Source organism: Mucilaginibacter pankratovii (genome assembly GCF_014773265.1).
GTDB classification, from domain to species: domain Bacteria; phylum Bacteroidota; class Bacteroidia; order Sphingobacteriales; family Sphingobacteriaceae; genus Mucilaginibacter; species Mucilaginibacter pankratovii.
Genome location: NZ_JACWMY010000010.1, coordinates 1 through 20,461 on the forward strand (window position 1 = coordinate 1; position 20,461 = coordinate 20,461).

Annotated in this window: 18 protein-coding genes; 12 read left to right on the forward strand and 6 right to left on the reverse strand. The window is 45.9% G+C overall.

Translation table 11 applies throughout. From position 1 onward, the window contains the following. Positions 1-161 precede the first annotated feature (161 nt). Together IDJ77_RS18445 and aroQ are read right to left on the reverse strand one after the other, a co-directional pair. A complete protein-coding gene (locus IDJ77_RS18445) occupies positions 162-2,690 on the reverse strand; it encodes a mechanosensitive ion channel family protein (RefSeq protein ID WP_191190466.1) in 2,529 nt (842 codons plus the stop codon). A gap of 43 nt (positions 2,691-2,733) precedes the next feature. Next, positions 2,734-3,150 carry a type II 3-dehydroquinate dehydratase gene (aroQ, locus tag IDJ77_RS18450; protein ID WP_191190467.1) on the reverse strand — a complete coding sequence of 139 codons (417 nt, stop codon included), beginning with the start codon at positions 3,148-3,150 and terminating at the stop codon, positions 2,734-2,736. 41 nt (positions 3,151-3,191) lie between these two features. Between aroQ and xerD the strand changes: the two genes are divergently transcribed. Continuing rightward, a complete protein-coding gene (xerD, locus tag IDJ77_RS18455) occupies positions 3,192-4,091 on the forward strand; it encodes a site-specific tyrosine recombinase XerD (protein WP_191190468.1) in 900 nt (299 codons plus the stop codon). Positions 4,092-4,217: 126 nt separating this feature from the next. Here the strand turns inward: xerD and prmC are convergent, their stop codons facing one another. Continuing rightward, positions 4,218-5,081, reverse strand: coding sequence for a peptide chain release factor N(5)-glutamine methyltransferase (gene prmC / locus IDJ77_RS18460; protein ID WP_191190469.1), 864 nt, complete (start codon positions 5,079-5,081; stop codon positions 4,218-4,220). Between the two features lie 33 nt (positions 5,082-5,114). Between prmC and ribD the strand changes: the two genes are divergently transcribed. The 8 genes from ribD to IDJ77_RS18500 all read left to right on the forward strand — a co-directional run bounded on the left by ribD (position 5,115) and on the right by IDJ77_RS18500 (position 13,826). Then, positions 5,115-6,170, forward strand: a complete 1,056-nt coding sequence (gene ribD / locus IDJ77_RS18465) for a bifunctional diaminohydroxyphosphoribosylaminopyrimidine deaminase/5-amino-6-(5-phosphoribosylamino)uracil reductase RibD (protein WP_191190470.1) — start codon at positions 5,115-5,117, stop codon at positions 6,168-6,170. Then, on the forward strand, positions 6,170-7,039 hold the full coding sequence (locus IDJ77_RS18470; RefSeq protein WP_191190471.1) for a DMT family transporter: 870 nt from the start codon (positions 6,170-6,172) through the stop codon (positions 7,037-7,039). Before ribD ends, IDJ77_RS18470 begins: the two co-directional genes overlap by 1 nt. Continuing rightward, positions 7,040-7,654: an IMPACT family protein gene (locus tag IDJ77_RS18475; protein ID WP_191190472.1), complete on the forward strand. Its 615-nt coding sequence runs from the start codon at positions 7,040-7,042 to the stop codon at positions 7,652-7,654. A 182-nt stretch (positions 7,655-7,836) separates the two neighbouring features. Further along, the gene (gene mgtE, locus IDJ77_RS18480; RefSeq protein ID WP_191190473.1) at positions 7,837-9,192 is read left to right on the forward strand and encodes a magnesium transporter; all 1,356 of its coding nucleotides are present in this window, start codon (positions 7,837-7,839) and stop codon (positions 9,190-9,192) included. A gap of 51 nt (positions 9,193-9,243) precedes the next feature. Further along, positions 9,244-10,260 (forward strand): biotin synthase BioB, encoded by a 1,017-nt coding sequence (gene bioB / locus IDJ77_RS18485; protein WP_191190474.1) that lies wholly within the window; start codon positions 9,244-9,246, stop codon positions 10,258-10,260. 256 nt (positions 10,261-10,516) lie between these two features. Beyond that, positions 10,517-11,416, forward strand: a complete 900-nt coding sequence (locus IDJ77_RS18490) for an SAM hydrolase/SAM-dependent halogenase family protein (protein WP_191190475.1) — start codon at positions 10,517-10,519, stop codon at positions 11,414-11,416. A gap of 231 nt (positions 11,417-11,647) precedes the next feature. After that, positions 11,648-13,249: a hypothetical protein gene (locus IDJ77_RS18495; RefSeq protein WP_224751159.1), complete on the forward strand. Its 1,602-nt coding sequence runs from the start codon at positions 11,648-11,650 to the stop codon at positions 13,247-13,249. Positions 13,250-13,481: 232 nt separating this feature from the next. Then, positions 13,482-13,826 (forward strand): phosphoribosylpyrophosphate synthetase, encoded by a 345-nt coding sequence (locus IDJ77_RS18500; protein ID WP_191190476.1) that lies wholly within the window; start codon positions 13,482-13,484, stop codon positions 13,824-13,826. 95 nt (positions 13,827-13,921) lie between these two features. Here IDJ77_RS18500 and IDJ77_RS18505 read toward each other — a convergent pair whose 3' ends face one another. Beyond that, a complete protein-coding gene (locus IDJ77_RS18505; RefSeq protein WP_191190477.1) occupies positions 13,922-14,479 on the reverse strand; it encodes a hypothetical protein in 558 nt (185 codons plus the stop codon). A 24-nt stretch (positions 14,480-14,503) separates the two neighbouring features. Continuing rightward, positions 14,504-14,782, reverse strand: a complete 279-nt coding sequence (locus IDJ77_RS18510) for a hypothetical protein (protein ID WP_191190478.1) — start codon at positions 14,780-14,782, stop codon at positions 14,504-14,506. A gap of 428 nt (positions 14,783-15,210) precedes the next feature. Between IDJ77_RS18510 and IDJ77_RS18515 the strand changes: the two genes are divergently transcribed. The 3 genes from IDJ77_RS18515 (at position 15,211) to guaB (ending at position 19,476) form a co-directional block, all read left to right on the forward strand. Continuing rightward, complete coding sequence (locus IDJ77_RS18515; protein ID WP_191190479.1) at positions 15,211-16,476, forward strand: M16 family metallopeptidase; 1,266 nt, start codon at positions 15,211-15,213, stop codon at positions 16,474-16,476. Between the two features lie 24 nt (positions 16,477-16,500). Continuing rightward, entirely contained in the window at positions 16,501-17,784 is a 1,284-nt protein-coding gene (locus IDJ77_RS18520; RefSeq protein ID WP_191190480.1) for a M16 family metallopeptidase, read from the forward strand. A gap of 222 nt (positions 17,785-18,006) precedes the next feature. After that, positions 18,007-19,476 (forward strand): IMP dehydrogenase, encoded by a 1,470-nt coding sequence (gene guaB, locus IDJ77_RS18525; protein ID WP_191190481.1) that lies wholly within the window; start codon positions 18,007-18,009, stop codon positions 19,474-19,476. 93 nt (positions 19,477-19,569) lie between these two features. On the opposite strand, the gene IDJ77_RS18530 is transcribed toward guaB, so the two are convergent. Then, a complete protein-coding gene (locus tag IDJ77_RS18530; RefSeq protein WP_191190482.1) occupies positions 19,570-20,343 on the reverse strand; it encodes a hypothetical protein in 774 nt (257 codons plus the stop codon). Positions 20,344-20,461 lie beyond the last annotated feature (118 nt).

Consider the following 20,461-nt stretch of genomic DNA (forward strand, 5'->3'; position numbering starts at 1 on the left):
AAAATAAAACTATACAAATATGGGAAAATCTAAGTGGTTTTGCCCAAAGGCGAAGCCCCGTCTGAATGACATTCTGAAAATAACTTTCCAAATTCCCTTAAGTTAACGGCTATGGTGACAACACCAACAAAGGCAAGAATCCATTACCGAAGCTTAATAAATTATATCAAGGTATCTGTTACGTTGGTATCGGTAGGCTGCGCTTCATCGCCCGGTGGCTTGGTGTTTTTACTGGCGGTTTCCGCCACTACGTTATCCATCTTTATATGAATATCCTGCTGCGGGAACGGTATCTCTATGCCTTCTTTAGCGAAAGTAGTGTAAATATCCGACAGGATGCGGCTCTTTAACGAAAGCCAGGTATTGATATCTGCCGCCCAGAACAATAGCCTGAAATCTACCGAGCTTTGATTAAGATTATGCACAAACACCAGCGGGGCAGGATCTTCCATAATATCGGTGTGGTTACAAAGCAGGTTGGTGAGCAGTGTTTTTACCTTTTCAATATCCGAACCGTAAGCTACGCCGATAATGAGTTCTATACGGCGGTTGCTGTTGCTTAGTGTCCAGTTAATTACGTGGTGAGCTATCAGGTCGCCATTGGGGATGATCACTTCTGCGCCGTCGGCGGTCGCAATTTTGCTGCTGCGGATACCGATCTCCATTATGGTGCCACTGCGGCCGTCTACCTCAATAATATCGCCTATCTGTATCGGTTTCTCAAAAGCCAGTATCAAGCCCGATACCAGGTTGTTCACAATATTCTGCAAGCCAAAACCGATACCTATGCCAAAGGCACTGATGATAATAGTGATCTTATCCAGCGGGAAGCCCGAAGCCGTAACTGCTAATAAAAAGCCAACGGCAAACACCGCGAGCTTAATGAGCAGGGTAGAGGTGCGGTTTTTCTTTTTCAGCACATCGATATCCGTGCCGCTTTTACCGGCAACATCGTACAGGTAGCTGATGATCTTGGCCGCTACGGACGACAGCCATATCACGGCGATGAATATGATAATGCTCTGGAATGTGAACTGCGTATTGGTACCACCAAGACTGCGGCTTTCGGTGAGGAATTTTTGAATGTAATCAAAAACGGCGTCCTCAACGCTCAGGTTTTGGGTGAGCATGATAAGCCAGAGCAAACTGGCCAGCACCGTTAAAATACTGCGGAATTTTGTTTGCAGCATTTTAAAATCAATGAAGGAGCTGAGGTTGTTGCTGTTCTTGTTGGCTTCCAGCTGCATAAAAAGGCTTTGCATAATAATCTGCACCAGGTAGTACATGCCCAGCGCCAGCCATAGATTATACACGGCCGTAACACCAATGATTTTTGATAGCGTTACCCGCCCGAAAATATTACAAAGAGCGGAAATCACTAACAGGATGATGAAGATGCGCAGGATGGTTTTGGTATGCGGCAGGTAATCGTCAGGCGCGCTTTTTACTATCCTGTAAAAACGAACAGTGATAAAGGTGGTAGCCAATGCCAGCAATAATACAATAACCCTATCAGTATTGCTTACCTCTACAAATAGATTACTGAAGCTATAAACACATGTAAGGCAGAATAATAGTGCGAGATACTTAAATAGCTGTTGCGGACAGGTTTTCCTCACCAGGTACAAAATAGAAGCAATGAGCACCGTGAAAAAGATCTCCAGCACCACCACCGGCGGATGGTCGTAAAAGTTGGGCACAATGGCGAAGGCAACGATCATGGCCGATACTACCGGGTAGAACGACACGTATTTAGCATGGCTGAAAACCGTGTGCGGCGATTCTTTTATCCGCAGCAGCTTGCGCCGGTTGGAATAGATCCAGGTGTAAAAAAGTATCAGCACCAATACGCCTGCAAAGTGAATAAGCGGATCTCGGGCGGCGAAAAAAGTTAACAGCCGCGTATTCATGTTAACCGTTTTACTGAGTGCCGTTTTAAAGGTGCTCTCCGTATTGGCATCCATCTCCCAAATGCTGTTGTTCTCGTCAGACAGGGCGGAGATGCTAAACTCGCGGATCTTCAGGTCTATCTGGTCGCGCAGGTCAATCAGCGCAATGTATACCGATGTGGCCCTGTTTTGCAGCGAGCCAATTTTAAGTAACAGCTTTTTGTTGTTGCTATCCAGCCTTTTGTATTTGCTATCGATAGCTATTTTTTGAATGAGGAAAGATGTTGCGAGGGCGCTATCTGCGGGCACCATTTTAAGCGAAGAATCTTTGCCCATTGCCGAAAGCTCGTTTTGGTTTTGAACGAGTTTGGAGTTGATGACAGCAAGGCGTTCCTGCCATATATCAAGCTGATCATCGCTGCGGGTAAGGATATCGCGGATGGCATAAAGGTAGCGCAGGGTACTGCTGCGGTCGTTATCAATCAGGGTTTTGATCATTCCCACACGTTTTTCAAAAGATGGCAGCTTAGCGCTAATGTCCACCGTATCGATATTACGCGAGAGGCTGGTTTTTATCTGGTTGAAGGACGAGGTGTAATATTCTATCTTTTGCAGCAGGCCGTTGATGGAGGTATCGGATTTTTTAAGGCTCCGCATCATCGAATCGCGCCTGAGGATGGTTTGCCTCAGCGAATCGCGCACGCTTAGCTTTTTACCCTTTTTTGCGGTTTGGCCAAAGCTATCCGCTGTAAATAATACTAATATGAACAGGAGAGGAACAGCTATTTTCAGTACTTTCATTAACAATTTCGGATTTCGGATGTTCGATTTCGGATTTATCTTCTTAAATCAGGAAACTCTCAATAGCCAGTCTGTACGAGTGCATTCCGAACCCGGCTATAACTCCTTTGCAATTGCTTGCCAGCATAGAGGTATGCCTGAATTCCTCGCGCTTGTAAACGTTGGAGATATGCACTTCTATCACCGGCGTATTAATAGCCGCAATGGCATCGGCAATGGCAATAGAGGTATGGGTATAGGCACCGGCGTTTATCACAATACCATCGTAGCTAAAGCCAACTTCGTGCAGCTTGTTTATTAATTCACCCTCAACATTACTTTGGTAATAACTAATGCTGATGTTTGTAAAATGCTTTTGCAACTCGGTTAAATAGTCCTCAAAGCTGGCGCTGCCGTAAATAGATTTTTCGCGAACGCCGAGCAGGTTTAAATTTGGGCCGTTTATAATTTGTATATTCATTTGTTTCAAACTTAGGTATAAATCATCAAAACTAAAATCTATTGAACTGGGCTGCGGCAATAAAAGGATTTAAAGCTTACCTGAAACTGGAAAGGAGTTTGGCCGGTAATTCTATCGAGGCTTATAGCAGAGATTTAGATAAACTATATCAATATGCTGATTCACAATTAAATAAAAAATCACCTAAAGATTTTTCTTTACACGATTTGCGCCGGTTTATTGCCTGGGTGAACGAATTAGGTATGATCCCCTCCACTCAATCGCGCATTATTTCGGGCATCAAGGCATTTTATAAATTCCTGCTGATGGAGGATTATATTGCTGCTGATCCCTCTGAATTGCTGGAGACACCCAAGATCCAACGCAAGCTGCCCGATACCCTGAGCGTGGATGAAATCAACCTGCTCATCGGCGCTATCGACCTCTCCAAACCCGAAGGCACCCGCAACAAAGCCATGCTGGAGGTACTCTATGGCTGTGGTCTCCGCGTATCCGAATTAACCGAACTGAAAATCTCCAACCTCTATACCGAAATTGAATTTATAAAAGTTACAGGCAAAGGCAGCAAGGAACGTTTGGTACCTATTGGCGGCGAGGCCATCCGCGCACTAAAAATTTGGATAGAGTTTGTGCGGGTGCATATCCCCATTAAAAAAGGCGAGGAAGACCTGGTTTTTCTTAACCGCCGGGGCAGCAGGCTAAGCCGCGTTTATGTGTTTTTAATGATCAAAGATCTGGCGGCGACCGTCGGTTTAAAAAAGAAGATCAGTCCGCACACTTTTCGCCATTCTTTTGCTACTCACCTGGTAGAAGGCGGTGCAGATCTGCGCGCCGTGCAGGAAATGCTTGGGCATGAGAGCATCACCACAACAGAGATCTATACGCATTTGGATAGGGAGTATCTGAAAAGTACGATAATCGGGTTTCATCCGCGTAACTGAACCGTTGATCGCCACCGTGTCATTGCGAGGCACGAAGCAATCTCATAGGGACATTCGGATATGCAATTCGGCTCAGTGCGTCCGCTCGTCCTATGAGGTTGCCGCGCTTCGCCCGCAATGACATTTTTAAATTTTAAATGCCTTTATCATCCTATCCCTGCCGCTCATATCCTTCCGTAACTCAATATTAATAAAACCCTTATCGCTTAATAGTTCAACTGTTTCTTTACCAAAGGCTTCGTTTATCTCGAAGAAAAGCAAGCCGCCTGGTACCAGATGTTCAACAGCAAAATTGGTGATGGCTTTGTAAAACAGCAGCGGTTCCTGCTCGGGTACAAACAAGGCCGAGTGTGGTTCAAAATCGGTTACGTTGGTGTGCATCAGGGTTTTATCGTGCAGGGTAACGTAGGGGGGATTGCTAATAATTAGTGAGTAGTGAGTGGTGAGTAGTGAGTGGTTTAAGATGTCGTCCTGTACAAAATCCACTTCCACCCCGTTTATCACGGCGTTTTGCCTCGCCGTTTGCAAAGCTTCGGCAGAAATATCCAGCGCTGTAACGTCAGCACCGGGCAAATTCTTTTTTAGGCTGATGGCGATGCAACCGCTGCCAGTGCCAATATCCAAAATTGATAGCGGCTTTCTGCTTTCAGCTTTCAGCTTTACGCTTTCCAACGCCCATTCCACCAATTCCTCCGTTTCTGGCCGGGGTATCAATACAGCCGGGTTCACCAAAAATGTTAACCCGTAAAATTCGGTACTGCCCAAAATGTACTGTACGGGTTTGCCGGTTTTTAACTCTTCGAGGATGTTGCCGAGTTTTCCTACTGCTTCCGCCGGGGCATCATCTTCGGGAAAGGCTTTTATTTTTGCTCTTGATAGATCCGTTATTTCGCTGAGCACCATTAGGGTTATCGCTTCGGTTTCCTGCGCGCCGTAAAGCCCATCAAGTACCTGGTGAAAATTGAGGAACACATCCTTAATAGTTTTCATGCAACAAAGTAACATAAAACCTACTTTTGTACCATGCCGCAACACCAAATATATATGCACCGCTGCCTGGAGCTTGCCGCTTTGGGCGCGGGCCATGTAAGCCCGAACCCGATGGTAGGCGCGGTAATTGTGCACAACGACAAAATAATAGGCGAGGGGTACCATCAAAAATATGGTGAAGCCCATGCGGAAGTGAACGCGGTTAATATGGTGATAAACAAGTATGATAACTCTGCAGAGCTGTTTGAAAACGCCATTATTTACGTATCGCTCGAGCCCTGCGCGCATTATGGCAAAACGCCGCCCTGTGCCGATCTCATCATCAAACACCATATCCCGAGAGTAGTTGTGGGCACCCGCGATCCCTTCCCGCAGGTGGATGGTAAAGGGATAGAAAAGCTGATAGCCGTTGGGGTAGACGTAACCGTCGGCGTGATGGAAGAGGAATGCCGATGGCTGAACCGCCGTTTTTTTACCCGCGTGCAAAAGCACCGGCCCTATATCATCCTGAAATGGGCGCAAACTGTTGATGGCTTTTTTGCGCCGGCAGATGGCAGCCAGCATTGGATAACCGGCCCCGACGCGCGCAAACTAGTGCACCAGTGGCGTGCCGAAGAAGATGCCATTTTGGTAGGCAAGAATACTGTGCTGGCCGATAACCCGCAACTGAATACGCGCTACGCCGAAGGCAGATCGCCGAAGCGCGTGGTGATTGACAGGAGGCTGGAATTGTCACCTGATCTTAACATCTTCGACCAGGCGGTTGAAACTTTGATTTTTAACGAAATTAAAACCGATATTGACGGAAAAATAAAATACATCGCCCTGGAAGATTTCGACAGGTATGTGCCGCAGTACATGATGTACCAGTTGTATTTGCAGGATATCCAGTCGGTTATTATAGAGGGCGGTGCCCGTACCCTAAACTCATTTATAAAAGATGGATTGTGGGACGAAGCACGTATTTTTACCGGGGCGGATGTTTTAACCAATGGCATACCCGCACCAAAAATAATCGGTCAGAACGGCGGGCAATACCCTGTAGGTGGCGACCAATTACAAGTGTTTTATAATAAGCCTAAAAGCTAATGTTATACGTTTTCCTGAGTGTGTGCTGCAGTGTTATCGTGTCGGTTTTATTAAAACTGGCAAGGCGCTACAGTATTGATATTTCGCAAGCCATCACCTGGAATTACCCGGTGGCTATTTTGCTCACCTGGTTCTTTTTTAGGCCCAAATTAGATCTTACCGCGCTACAGACCGGCCCCGTACCCATCTATATCGCGGTAGGTATTTTACTTCCGGTAATATTTATGATCATGGCTTCATCAGTAAGGGTGGCAGGCATTGTGCGTACCGATATCGCGCAGCGCCTATCGCTATTGATCCCGCTGGTGGCAGCGTTCTGGCTTTTTAAGGAGCCATTAACGTCCATGAAAATTATAGGTATCTTCATCGGTTTCGCGGCTATACTGTGCTCTATCCCCTGGCAAAAGCAAACGGCAAACCGTAAGGTGCTTAGTAACGCATGGTTTTACCTGCTTATTGTTTTCTTTGGTTTTGGGGCGATAGATATCCTGTTTAAGCAGGTCGCCGCTCATAAAGAAGTTGCCTATACTACCTCGCTATTCGTTATTTTTATCCTGGCATTTATTATCGCACTGATAGCGTTGATCTTCCGGGTAGTAACCAAGGGGGCGCGCATTTCCTGGCCGCATGTAATGTTCGGGTGGATCATCGGGGTGGCCAATTTTGGCAATATCCTGTTTTATCTCAAGGCGCACCAGCAATTATCGGCAAGTCCTTCGTCCGTATTCTCCGCTATGAATATCGGCGTTATTACAGCCGGTGCCGTAGTTGGCCTGGTGGTGTTTAAAGAGCGCCTGAGCCTACTTAATAAAATTGGCATCGCTTTAGCGCTAACTGCTATAATTGTTATTACCCTTTCGCAAAATTAAATGCTTTTCGACGATACGTACAAAACCATTGCCCAACCAGCGGAGGGCATCTTTCGCGACCGTGGCAGTAAATTCCTGGGCTACGCTTATCCCATCGGTTCGGATGCTGATATTAAATCCATCGTAGCCAAACTAAAGGCCGAACACCCAAAAGCCAACCATCATTGCTGGGCGATACGCCTTGGTATAGATCGCTCCGTCTTCCGTGTGAACGATGATGGCGAACCCTCCGGCACTGCGGGCAGGCCAATATTGAATACACTGCTATCCAAAAATATCACCAATGTACTGGTAGTAGTAGTGCGCTATTTTGGCGGCACACTGTTAGGCGTTCCCGGCTTGATAAACGCCTATAAACTCACTACCGAAGCCGCATTGGAACAAGCCGAGATTATTAATAAAACCGTAAACGATATTTATACCATCACCTTCGAGTATCCGCAGATGAACGATGTGATGCGCATCATTAAAGAAGAGCAATTACAGGTATTGGAACAAACATCAGAACTAAATTGCAATATCAAATTCTCCATCCGCAAAACTCAGGTAGAGCAGGTGATGAGCAAACTAAATAAACAAACAGGAGTGAAGGTGGTTTATAATTACAGCGGCTAATACACGATTTAGGGACTTTAGGATTCACAAGATTGATTTGCTATTTTGTTCCGGGGGCGATCAAAACTCTTTGCCACTTCATTACCGCCGGTTTCAACCGACGGAGGGTAACGCCCTAAAACGTTTCTAAATTGCGCTTTTAAGACGCTATTACTCGGCAATTTTGCCTAATTTGCCTCCATATGCAATCTTTTGAAATAGATAAATCGGACCTGCTGCGCATTAAAACCGCGCTTGAAGGGGATGATGCTGGTTTAGAGGTGGTTCTGCAGGAGTACCACGCCTCTGAAATAGCTATCCTGTTTGAAAAGTTGCCGCAGGAGGCCAAGGAGCGCATCATAAATTTGCTGCCTGCTGATATCGCTTCGGAAGTTCTTTCCGAAATGACCGAAGAATCGCACCCGGAGGACCTGTTGCTGAACATGCATCCCGACAAACGGTCGGACATTGTAGAGGAGCTGGATTATGACGATGCTACGGATATTATTTCGCAGCTGGAAGAGCATGAACAGCACGAAATTCTACAGGATATCGACCAGGAAGATGCCCACAACATCCGCGCGCTTTTAAAGTACGACGAAGATACGGCGGGCGGTTTGATGAACTCCGAGATCATCAAGGTGAATATCAACCTCGATAAAAAAGAAGCGCTTGACGAGATCATCCGCCAATCGGAAGAGATGGAGGAGTTTTACACCATTTACGTGGTGGATGATGACGATATATTGCAGGGGATCCTGTCTATCAAATCTATCATCAAAGCCCGCCACGATGCGCGTGTACGCGACCTGGTAGTGCGCGATTTTGTTTACGTTAAGGCCGATCTCGACCAGGAGGATGTTGCCGGCCTGATCTCGCAATATAACCTCACTACCATTCCCGTGGTGGACGATAATATGAAACTACTGGGCCGCGTTACGGTTGATGACATCATCGACGTAATGGAGCAGGAGAGCACCGAGGATATCTTGAAGATCTCCGGTGTATCTGAAGATGAGGAGTTGAGCGGTAACTGGAAGGAAGCCGTAAAAAGCCGCCTGCCCTGGCTGGTGATCAACCTGGGTACGGCATACCTTGCCGCATCCATCATCAGGCATTTTGATAGCACAGTATCGCAATTACCGCAGATAGCCGCTTACATGACCATTATTGCGGGTATGGGCGGTAACGCCGCCACGCAATCCTTAGCGGTTACCGTTCGCAGGATCTCGCTGAGCGACCTGAGCGATGCCCAGGCATACAATACCGTATTAAAAGAATTTTTGGTTGGGCTGTTAAACGGCGCTGCTAATGGCCTCATTGTTTTTGCTATCGCGATGTTTTACGATGCGGACCCTTTATTGGGGCTGGTATTATTCCTGGCCATGACCGGTAATTTGGTGATAGCCGGTTTAACGGGTGCATCCATCCCGCTGGTGCTAAAAAGGGTGGGGATAGACCCTGCCGTGGCATCATCCATCATTATCACAACCTTTACTGACTGCGCCGGTTTTTTACTGCCGCTGTGGCTGGCAAGTAAGTTTTTACTGCATAGTTAAAGCAAAATAAATTTTATTATAAATTTGCCCCATCAAAATACCTACATAGAGATGACTGAAGTACGATACAACTGGACACACGACGAAATAGCCGAAATATACAACTCACCCTTGCTCGACCTGGTTTACCGGGCGGCAAGCATTCACCGTGAAAACAAGGATTACTCCGAGGTGCAGATCAGCTCGCTGATCTCGATAAAAACCGGTGGCTGCCCCGAGGATTGCGCTTATTGCCCACAAGCCGCACGTTATAATACGGGTGTGGATGTACACGCCATTATGCCAAAGGAAGAAGTTTTGGCCGCAGCTCAGAAAGCAAAGAACGGTGGCGCGAGTCGCCTTTGCATGGGCGCTGCCTGGCGCGAAGTGCGCGATAACCGCGATTTCGACAAGGTGATAGATATGGTGAAGGCCGTAAACTCGCTGGATATGGAGGTTTGCTGCACGCTGGGAATGCTTACCGAATCGCAGGCGCAACGATTAGCCGACGCAGGTCTGTATGCCTATAACCACAATTTAGATACCTCTGAAGACGACTATAAGCGGATTATCACCACCCGTACCTACGATGATCGCCTGCAAACATTAGAGCATGTGCGTAAAGCGAAGATCTCGGTATGCAGCGGTGGCATCATCGGCCTGGGCGAAACCGTTGCCGACAGGATCTCGATGCTGAAAACGCTATCGAATATGCCAAAGCACCCCGAATCGGTGCCTATCAACGCGCTGGTGCCGGTAAAAGGTACGCCTTTGGCAGATCAGCCCCGCGTTTCTGTTTGGGATATGGTAAGGATGATAGCAACAGCCCGCATCGTGATGCCGAAAACCGTGGTAAGGCTTTCAGCAGGCCGTACTGAGATGAGCACTTTAGAACAGGCATTCTGCTTTATGGCAGGCGCAAATTCCATCTTTGCCGGTGAGAAATTGTTAACTACGCCAAACCCATCTTTTGATGAAGATATGGCGATGTTTGAATTGCTGGGTTTAACGCCCCGCAAAGCATTCAAAAACGGCCGGCCTAATGTTTCTAAAGAAATAAGGGAAATGAGCATTAATGAGGTGATATAAGCTAGATTCCCTGCAAGCTATTTTGTTTACAGAAGGCGATATTGTAGAGTTAAGCGAAAAGGGCGAAGAGGCATCGGAGTAAAACACCCTGATCATGTTGAACTTGTTTCAACACCCCATCATAAAGTAGCCAGTTTGCCAAACCGTTTTGCATGGCTGCATACTTTGCAAGTGGGGACGTTAAGCTCAATTTTCCTTGCCTCGTGATACCCTTTGTTTTAATTCCTTTATGTAAATTGCTGCATTGTAATTTACCATGAGCCTATTCAGATCATTCACTCTCCTTTTATTGCTGTTTAGTTTCAACCGCGCATCAGCCCAAAACAACATCATTGTCCTCCAAACCGATTTCGGCTTAAAAGACGGGGCGGTTTCGGCCATGAAGGGCGTAGCTATGGGCGTTTCGCCCGGCTTAAAGATCTTCGATCTTACGCACGAGATCCCCAATTACAACATCTGGGAAGCATCGTATCGCCTGTATCAAACCATCAATTATTATCCAAAAGGCACGGTGTTCGTATCGGTGGTAGACCCGGGCGTGGGTACATCGCGCAAATCCATTGTGCTAAAGACAAAAACCGGGCAGTTCATTGTAACGCCCGATAACGGTACGCTCACCCACGTTGCCGAGGCCTTTGGCATTGCCGAAGTGCGGGAAATAGATGAGGCTGTTAACCGCCGCAAAGAATCAGGAAAATCATACACCTTCCATGGCCGCGATGTTTACGTTTATACGGCAGCACGACTGGCCTCAAAGGTAATCACCTATCAGCAGGTAGGTAAGCTATTGCCTAAACAGGTAGTGATGATCCCATACCAGCGCTCTACTTTTATGAATGGTGTGTTAAAAGGCACCATAGATGTACACGACGTACAATACGGCAACATCTGGACGGATATAAACGATGACCTGGTGGCTAAGCTTAACCCCAAATTCGGCGATATACTGCATTTTAAGATCTTCAATAAAGGCAAACAGGTTTACGGAGGAGAGGCACCCTACAGCCGTACCTTTGGCGATGTACCCGAAGGCAAACCATTGGCTTACCTTAATAGCCTGCTGCAATTATCCTTCGCACTAAACATGGGCAGCTTTGCCGATACCTATAAAATTGGCAGCGGCAGCGATTGGAGCGTGGAAGTGTATAAGAAATAGCCCAAGAGTTAGTAAGGAGTATGAAGCCGCCCGCAAGAGCGGCTTTTTTTTGTCGAAAAATCAGTGGCATCAAATAAATCGGTGTAATCATCCCAAAATCGGTGTAATCCAATAAATAATTTATTAACAATAAGGTAATACAATGTGCATAAATATCTGAAACATAAGCACCAACTTTGAACGTATAATTAATTATTACTTAACTAATACTCACTTACCTACAAAACACTTATGAATTATTTCTCTAAATTAAAATTGCCGCTACTCTCAATTGCGGTTGTTGGTTTGTTGTCAGCTGGCTGCCAAAAGTCGGAAAACCTAAAAGCGGATGTTCCGGCGGTAGAAACCGTGGGCACACTGAAAACAGACGCTGTAACGCTCACCCAGGGTTTTGAAGTTGGCGCAACCAGCCCTAAAACGGCTTATGATGTATCGCCAACCGGCTCATCAAGCGGCGACAATGTTACGCTCTCGGGCAATTCGTGGAATTTGTACGATGCCTTAATTGGTAATCTTGCCGCTGATAAGAAGGCGGGTTCATGGTCGGCAAGGATCCGCAACACTGGTAAAATTACCATGCTGTACAATTTAACAACCGGCATCAGCAGTGTTACCGTTAAACACGCTACTTACGGTACCGATGGCAACAGCACCTGGGGCCTGTTTTACTCTACAAACAGCGGCAGCAGCTGGACACAGGCCGGCAGTAACGTTACCACCGGCACAACACTTGTAACCCAAACGTTCACCTTTGCAGTTAGTGGTACGGTGCGTTTAGAGATCCGCAAACTAAGCGGCGGTGCCGACCGTATCAATATCGACGATATCACCGTGAATGATAACGCGGGCGGCGGCGGCGGTACGGTACTTACAGGCAAGAAATTCCTGTTTGATGCCAGTCACCTGGAAAATGCGGGCAGCGCCGATTGGCAGATAGATGCCGACGGTACCGAGAATGTGCCGATGTACACCGGTGGTACTACCGTTGAAACTAAAGCACAACGCTATCCAACACCATCATATACTGGCATCACTTCAACTACAGCAGAAAACTACTGGAAAGGCGCAATGTCTGCCTGGGCGGTTGAATTGGTTAAAAAAGGTGAGCTGGTAGAAACCCTGCCTGTTGGTACGGCACTTACTTACGGTAACGGCTCAAACCCACAGGATCTGAGCAACTATGATGTGTATGTGGTGATAGAGCCAAACCGTTTATTCACCGCGGCAGAAAAAACAGCTATCATGACCTTCGTATCAAACGGCGGCGGCCTGGTTATGGTTGCAGATCATACAGCTGCTACTACCGGAGGTACCGATGCTAATGGCTACAACCCGTCTGACCGTGATGGCGATGGCTACGATTCGCCACGTGTTTGGAACGATCTGATGACAAATAATGGCATCAACAACAACAATCCTTTCGGTTTTACTGTAAACTATGTTGATATCAGCGAAGGGCCGTCAACCAACGTGTACACCGGTGCTAACGCCAACGCGGCCATTGTACTGAATGGTGCCGCAGGCACCGCATCTAAACTGGCATTTTACAATGGGGCAACAGCAAACCTTACTCCGGCTACCAATGCAACGGTACAGGGTTTGTTTTGGAGAAACAGCGCCACTAACGGTGGTACCGCCAATGCAATGGCGTTATTAGCCACTTATGGCACAGGCAGAGTTTTCTTTATAGGTGATAGCTCACCATCTGACGATGGAACCGGCGATACCGGCGACAACCTGTTCAACGGCTGGAGCGGCGATGTACCATCAGGCTATACTTCGCACCCCGCGCTGCATTTAAACGCGGCATTGTGGGCAGCTAAAGCTCAATAAGTAAGCGTACTTAAGATCAGTTTTCGTTTATAGTTCAAAAAGCGGCGGGCCTTAAACCCCGCCGCTTTTGTTTTTTGCAGGGACTGGTATGGTTATTTTTCTAATGGGGTATTAGCGATTGACGGTGTTCTACAAAAATAAATCTTACTCCGCATTTAAAATAAAAAACAACAGCCTGCCTTGGTGGTTTAGTAGATATAAGCAATTATCACAGCCAAAAATTATAATTAGCATGAAAAACTTTGAAACCTTAGTGGATGCCACTAACGACCTCACCAAACGCGGATACGATGCCAACCTTAGCCTGGAAGGCGACACCATAGATGATAAATCTAAAGATATACACATGACTGCCGACGACTTCGAGATAGACGAATTTTACCGTTTCGAAGGACAAAGCAACCCATCAGATATGTCTATTGTTTATGCTATCAGTTCAACAAAATACAACCTGAAGGGCATCCTGATAAATGCCTACGGTACTTATGCGGATGATAGCTCATCGGCTATATCAGCAAAATTGCACCACAACCAGGTTAGCACCAACTTACACGGCAGCGACAGGCCGGTGGAGTAGTTGACAGTTTGCAATGGGCAGTTAGCAGTTAAAATATTGCAAACTGCCCACTGTAAATAAAAAAGAACTGCCCACTGGCAACCGCCCACTGCCAACTATCTTCCCAGCGCCGCCAGTAATTTCTTTCCCCTTACCTGTATGGCAGGCCCGCTCGTTTGCATCAGGAACTCCATTTGGTTGGCCAGTTCCTCTGCTATCCAATCGTAACGTTCGCTCAGGTTAAACAGGGCATCCGCAGCAAATATTTTTACAGCGGGTTTTACTTTAGGGTGTATCAGCCAATCGAAAAATTGTTCTACGGTATCTTCCAAATCAATTTCGTTTAGCCGTTCTTTAACAACATCCGGTGCCTTTAGGTCGGTCATAAACATCATAATGCGTGCGTAGTGGCGCTTGCAACTTTCGTTGTTCACTTCCTTTATCCTCGAAAGAAAGTATTTAAGGTTTGCCGAGTAGCGGGTTATATCGCTCAGCATTACACTATCAAGCAACCACATGGCCCTAAAGCCAAGGGTTTTATCAGCATGGAAGGTGAGGTCTATCAAATCATCCACATTTAAAGCCTGCTCGTTTACAATAGCCGTCAGCTTCGCAATTTTGGTTTTGCCAAAGGTTTTGTAAAGTTCCTGTATGAGTTCGTCTTGGCTGAGCATGGCTGGATACGATTATAAATAGGATTATTTCTTTTTGCTGAAAACTTGTATCTCATTTTCTCCCTGTAATTTCACAGCCCTGTCTCCTACTTTTACACTATCAAGTAAAGTCCTGTTATTATACACAAACGTGTAGTACTCACCGTTAACTTTTATCGTGGGAGTATGCTTAGGCTCTTCGTATGTTATTTTCTGTATTAAGCCGTTAAATTCATAGTTTTTTTCTACGAGATGGCCCCTAACAACCAGTCCGATAATTATTATAAATATTGACGCAATTACATAAGGCTTAATTCTTTTCATAATTATGACATGAGCAACACATGATAGCCGATTTAGAAATATAAATCTATAAAAACTTTTTTGCCCATTGTTCGCCTTTTTTAAGCAGGGACGGATTGAAAAATTACTGGTAAAAAAAGATGAGTTTTATGTTAACCCTGAAAAATAGCAAATATCTGATTATCAATATATTTAAAAGTTAACATCCTGAATTGTGTAAACTTTTGTAAACTTTTTTCACCAGGGTATCAGATAGGTTTACAAAAAAAGCATCGAGAAGGATGAAAAATAATCGGGCAGGTTTAAGCTTTGCTGCGAGAAAGCACCAACTGCAACATTATGTAATCCGAGTCTAATCAAATCTGTGTAAACTTTGAAATCGGTGAAATCCCGGTTGCAACAACCTCAACAAAAACTATACATTTGTCGGGTTAAAATTTTGTTATTACATGGTTAAATTCAACCGGTTCACGCTGGATAATGGCCTTAGGGTTATTGTTCACGAAGATAGTACCACTCCAATGGCAGTGCTCAACATCCTTTACGATGTGGGCGCACGCGACGAAAATCCCGAGCAAACCGGCTTTGCACACTTGTTTGAGCACCTGATGTTTGGCGGCTCGGTGAACATCCCCAACTATGATGCTCCCCTGCAACGCGTGGGTGGGGAAAATAACGCTTTCACCAGCAACGATATCACCAATTACTATATTACCCTGCCTTCGGCAAACCTCGAAACCGCCTTTTGGCTGGAGAGCGACCGGATGCTAAGTCTCGCGTTCAGCAAAAAAAGCCTGGAGGTACAGCGCAATGTAGTGATAGAGGAGTTTAAGCAGCGCTACCTGAATCAGCCTTATGGCGATGTATGGTTAAAGCTGAGGCCCCTGGTTTATAAAGAGCATCCGTACCGCTGGGCAACCATAGGCAAAACCATTAAACATATTGAGGACGCGCGGATAGAAGATGTAAAGGCATTTTTTAAAAAGCATTACACCCCGCAAAACGCTGTAATGGTGGTTGGCGGCGATGTGAAAACTGAAGATATAAAAGCGCTTGCCGAAAAATGGTTTGGGCCGATACCGGCGGGGGAGAAGTACACCCGCGAATTACCGGTAGAGCCGCCACAGCAGGAAGAGCGTCGTGAAACTGTTACCGCCAAGGTGCCGCTAAACGATGTTTATATTGCTTTCCAGATGGAGGGGAGGTTGCACGAGAGTTTTCATGCGGTGGAACTGATGTCGGATATCTTATCGCGCGGTAATTCATCAAGGCTTTACAAGAGTTTGGTTAAGGATAAGGCTTTGTTTAGCGAGGTACACGCCTACATTACCGAAAGCCTGGATAAAGGCATGTTTGTAATGCAGGGTAAACCTGTTGAGGGCGTAAGCACCGAACAGGCGGAAGCCGCCCTGTGGCAGGAGTTGGAAAATCTAAAGAACGAAGAAGTACCGGCAGATGAGCTAACCAAGGTGAAGAACAAAACCGAATCGACTATGGTGTTTTCGGAGATGTCGCTTTTGGACAAGGCCATGAACCTGGCTTTTTACGAAATGATGGGCGATGCTGATAATTTTAACCACGAAGCAGCCAAATACCTGGCGGTGACGCCGGCTGCGATAAAAGAGCAGGCTAATAAATTATTCAGAAAAGATAACTCTTCAACGCTGATCTACCTGGCGGAGAAAACAGAAGAAATAATTGAGGCGATTAGCTAACAATATCTTCATTAAACAACAATAATGAGTGTTTTAAACAGAAAACAAGCGCCACAATTCAATGGCGTAGAAAATATAACCTTAATAAGACCGGAGCATAAAAAACTGGCCAACGGATGCAATGTTTACGCCTTTAATTCTGGTGATCAGGAACTGGTGCGTATCGAATGGATCTTTGGTAACCTGCGTTTTAACCCGGAGAAACCACTGCTTAACGTGGCCGCGAATACCATGCTTACGGATGGTACCACCAATATGAACGCCGCGCAAATAGCCGATACCATTGATTTTTATGGGGCGTTTTTGCAGGTAGATTATAGCTATGATTACTCGCAGGTTACACTATATACGCTTACCAAACATTTGGCAAGCACGCTGCCCGTAATTAAAGATATCATCACCAATTCGGTTTTCCCCAAGAAGGAGCTGGAGACTTTTGTGCGCAACCAGCAGCAAAAGTTACAGGTGAGCCTGCAGAAGAACGATTTTGTTGCCCGCCGCCTCTTCAACAAAGCGCTGAATGGCGAAACCATTTACGGCCTTGCTGCCGAGCCCGAAGATTTTAAAAGCCTGGAGCGCGAAGACCTGCTGGCACATTTTAAACAAATGTACCAGCCAGCCAACTGCACTATGGTAATTGCCGGTAAAGTAGATGAACACGCGCTCGACTTATTGAGCGAAACCTTTGAAAACGGTTGGGACAACCAGGCGGCTCCTGCTGATACGATGCAGCCACCACTGGCACCATCCGCAGAGCGGTTCTTTTATACCGAAAAACCGGCGGCGCTACAGTCGGCCATACGCATAGGCACGCCGTTTATTAACCGTACCCACCCGGATTTCCCGGCTGTGCAGGTGTTGAATACGGTGCTGGGTGGTTACTTTGGCTCGCGCCTGATGGCTAATATCCGCGAGGATAAAGGTTATACATACGGTATTGGCTCCGGCATGACCTCCTTTAAACAAACCGGTTCGTTCTTTATCGCATCGGAAGTTGGTGCAGATGTTTGCCGCTCTGCCGTAAGCGAGATAGAAAAAGAAGTAAACAGGATGAAAACAGAGTTGATCCCCGAAGAAGAGCTATCGCTGGTGCGCAACTTTATGCTGGGTTCGTTGTTAGGCAGCCTGGAGAATGTTTTCTCCCATGCAGATAAATTCAAGAACCTGTATTTTGCAGGGTTGGATTATGATTACTACGAGCGATATGCATCCACAGTGAAAAACATCACAGCCGAAGATCTACAGGCCCTGGCCAATAAATACTGGGATTTTGAGAACTTTTATAAAGTGATAGTAGGGAAATATTAATTTGAAGATTTGGTAATTTGAAGATTTGAAAATAAGGATGGGGGCGGATATTTGGAGATGAGATGAGTTGAATATCACAATTTCTCCATTTTCAAATCTTCAAATCTGCGAATTTTCAAATTTGAAAGTCATTTTCAAATCATTCTTATTTTCAAATTCTCAAATTCCATAATTAATACTACCTTTGCCCGGCAAATAATAACTCCAAAATAATTATTTGCTATGCAGTTAGACCCATCTAAATTTGTTGCCGAAGGATTAACTTACGACGACGTTTTACTACTCCCCGCTTATTCAGAAGTATTACCGCGCGAAGTTAACACGAGTACTTTTTTAACAAAAACTATCCGTTTAAACATTCCTATCATATCGGCAGCGATGGATACGGTTACCGAAGCCGGCCTTGCCATTGCCATTGCACAGGCAGGAGGTATTGGTATGCTGCACAAAAACATGACCATACAACAGCAAGCCGATGAGGTGCGCAAGGTAAAACGGTCGGAAAGCGGGATGATCCAGGACCCTGTTACTTTACTGGAAGACGCCCTGTTATCTGACGCCGTGAATATCATGCGCGAAAACAGCATTGGCGGCATTCCGGTTATTGATGCTGAACACAAACTGAAAGGCATCATCACCAACCGCGATCTGCGCTTTCAAAAGGACCTTACTGTTCCTGTTAGTGCGGTAATGACCAAAACTAACCTGATCACCGCCCCGGAAGGTACCGACCTTACCGAGGCGGCTAATATACTGCAAGCCAACAAAATTGAAAAGCTACCTGTTGTAAATGCTTACGGCACCCTGGTTGGCCTCATCACTTATAAAGACATTCAAAAAGTAAAGAATTTCCCTAACGCGTGTAAAGACCAGTACGGCCGTTTACGCGTTGGTGCTGCCGTTGGTGTCGCTTCAGATAATATCGACCGCGTAACGGCTCTATACAACGCCGGTGTGGATGTGGTAACTGTCGATACCGCGCATGGCCACTCCAAGGGTGTAATTGACATGGTAAAGGCGGTTAAAGCGCTTTATCCAAGCTTACAGGTTATCGCTGGTAACATTGCCACTGCCGATGCCGCCATTGCCCTTGCAGATGCTGGTGCAGATGCGGTAAAAGTTGGTATTGGTCCGGGTTCTATCTGCACCACGCGTATCATTGCCGGCGTGGGCGTTCCGCAATTATATGCTGTTTACGAATGCGCTAAAGCGCTGGAAGGCCGTGGTATCCCGGTAATTGCGGATGGCGGTATTAAGCAAACAGGTGATATTGTAAAGGCTATTGCGGCTGGTGCAAGCTCTATCATGGCGGGCTCGTTGTTTGCCGGTGTGGAAGAATCACCGGGCGAAACGATTATTTACGAAGGCCGTAAGTTTAAATCGTACCGCGGGATGGGTTCGGTAGAGGCCATGGCGAAGGGTTCTAAAGACCGCTACTTTCAGGATGAAACTGATGTGGTAACCAAACTGGTACCCGAAGGTATTGTAGGCCGAGTACCGTTCAAAGGCAATATGGCCGAAGTGATATTCCAGTACATTGGCGGTTTGCGTGCCGGTATGCACTATTGCGGTGCAGCCAACATCGAAGATCTGCAACGCGCCAAATTTGTACGTATCACCGCTGCAGGTATGCGCGAAAGCCATCCGCACGATATTACGATAACTAAAGAAGCACCTAATTATACGAGATAGACCGAAAGTCCGTAAGTCAGAAAGTCCGTAAGACGGTTTAAAAGTTTTAAATCTTTTCTGTCCTGCGGACTTTCCGTCTTTTCTGACTAAAAATTACTTCCCCATCGAGGCAGCCTTCGGTAACAAACTATCAGAAGTGATTATCTTTAATGCCTGTTCATAGGTAAAACCTTCTTTTACCAGCGCATCAAAGTATTGCTTATTCAGTTTGGCTATCTCAGCTAATTTCCCTGGCTGTTTGTAGAATGCGAGTTGCGCATCCATCATGGATTTTACAAGGCCGTTATACATAGGGCCGATGGTGCTCATCATCCCGGTTAACTCATTGGTATCTACAGAAATTGGCGTTGAACTACCTTCGGGATCGTTTACTGGCGGCGGGGCCAGTACCACTTCAGTTATTTTTACTCTTTGCTCGCCCGGGTGCGATTTGGTTAAGTCTACATTATAAAAGTTAAAAAAAGTAATGCCATCGCTGCGCTTACCGGCATGTTCAATAATGTCGATTGCTTTCGCATTAACCGGTATCTTTTTAAAATACACCTTAAAGGCGATCTTATCGCCCGCTTTTGCAAAAGTGTGCCTTGTTTCCGGCGCAACAGCAATTCCTTCTGCTTTTACAAAATCGTAATGTTTGTTGTCGATATCCGTTTGAATGTAAATCTCTTTATTAAGCACTACCCAGGCGCTATCGCGGATAGCATACTGCTCAAAGCTTATAACGGTGTATTGTTTATCGGTTTCGATTTTTGTGATGATTGTACCAAGGCTTTCGTTAGTTTCGATATTTGGATTAACAACGTTTTGCGCAAATGAAGAAAAGCAAACTACAGTAAGCGCTGCGAAAAGAAACAGTATTTTTTTCATATAAGGTTTTTGGCTATTTAATTTAGATAAATTTAGCTTGATGAAACTGCCATTTAAATGGATAAATCTTCAAACCTGATGGATAATAATGTGCCGTTCTAAAGATCATATAAAACTT

Coding starts and splice junctions, on each gene's coding strand:
- IDJ77_RS18445 (WP_191190466.1), bottom strand. CDS start 2,690: ATGAAAGTACTGAAAATAGCTGTTCCTCTCCTGTTCATATTAGTATTA.
- aroQ (WP_191190467.1), bottom strand. CDS start 3,150: ATGAATATACAAATTATAAACGGCCCAAATTTAAACCTGCTCGGCGTT.
- prmC (WP_191190469.1), bottom strand. CDS start 5,081: ATGAAAACTATTAAGGATGTGTTCCTCAATTTTCACCAGGTACTTGAT.
- ribD (WP_191190470.1), top strand. CDS start 5,115: ATGCCGCAACACCAAATATATATGCACCGCTGCCTGGAGCTTGCCGCT.
- IDJ77_RS18470 (WP_191190471.1), top strand. CDS start 6,170: ATGTTATACGTTTTCCTGAGTGTGTGCTGCAGTGTTATCGTGTCGGTT.
- IDJ77_RS18475 (WP_191190472.1), top strand. CDS start 7,040: ATGCTTTTCGACGATACGTACAAAACCATTGCCCAACCAGCGGAGGGC.
- mgtE (WP_191190473.1), top strand. CDS start 7,837: ATGCAATCTTTTGAAATAGATAAATCGGACCTGCTGCGCATTAAAACC.
- bioB (WP_191190474.1), top strand. CDS start 9,244: ATGACTGAAGTACGATACAACTGGACACACGACGAAATAGCCGAAATA.
- IDJ77_RS18490 (WP_191190475.1), top strand. CDS start 10,517: ATGAGCCTATTCAGATCATTCACTCTCCTTTTATTGCTGTTTAGTTTC.
- IDJ77_RS18495 (WP_224751159.1), top strand. CDS start 11,648: ATGAATTATTTCTCTAAATTAAAATTGCCGCTACTCTCAATTGCGGTT.
- IDJ77_RS18500 (WP_191190476.1), top strand. CDS start 13,482: ATGAAAAACTTTGAAACCTTAGTGGATGCCACTAACGACCTCACCAAA.
- IDJ77_RS18505 (WP_191190477.1), bottom strand. CDS start 14,479: ATGCTCAGCCAAGACGAACTCATACAGGAACTTTACAAAACCTTTGGC.
- IDJ77_RS18510 (WP_191190478.1), bottom strand. CDS start 14,782: ATGAAAAGAATTAAGCCTTATGTAATTGCGTCAATATTTATAATAATT.
- IDJ77_RS18515 (WP_191190479.1), top strand. CDS start 15,211: ATGGTTAAATTCAACCGGTTCACGCTGGATAATGGCCTTAGGGTTATT.
- IDJ77_RS18520 (WP_191190480.1), top strand. CDS start 16,501: ATGAGTGTTTTAAACAGAAAACAAGCGCCACAATTCAATGGCGTAGAA.
- guaB (WP_191190481.1), top strand. CDS start 18,007: ATGCAGTTAGACCCATCTAAATTTGTTGCCGAAGGATTAACTTACGAC.
- IDJ77_RS18530 (WP_191190482.1), bottom strand. CDS start 20,343: ATGAAAAAAATACTGTTTCTTTTCGCAGCGCTTACTGTAGTTTGCTTT.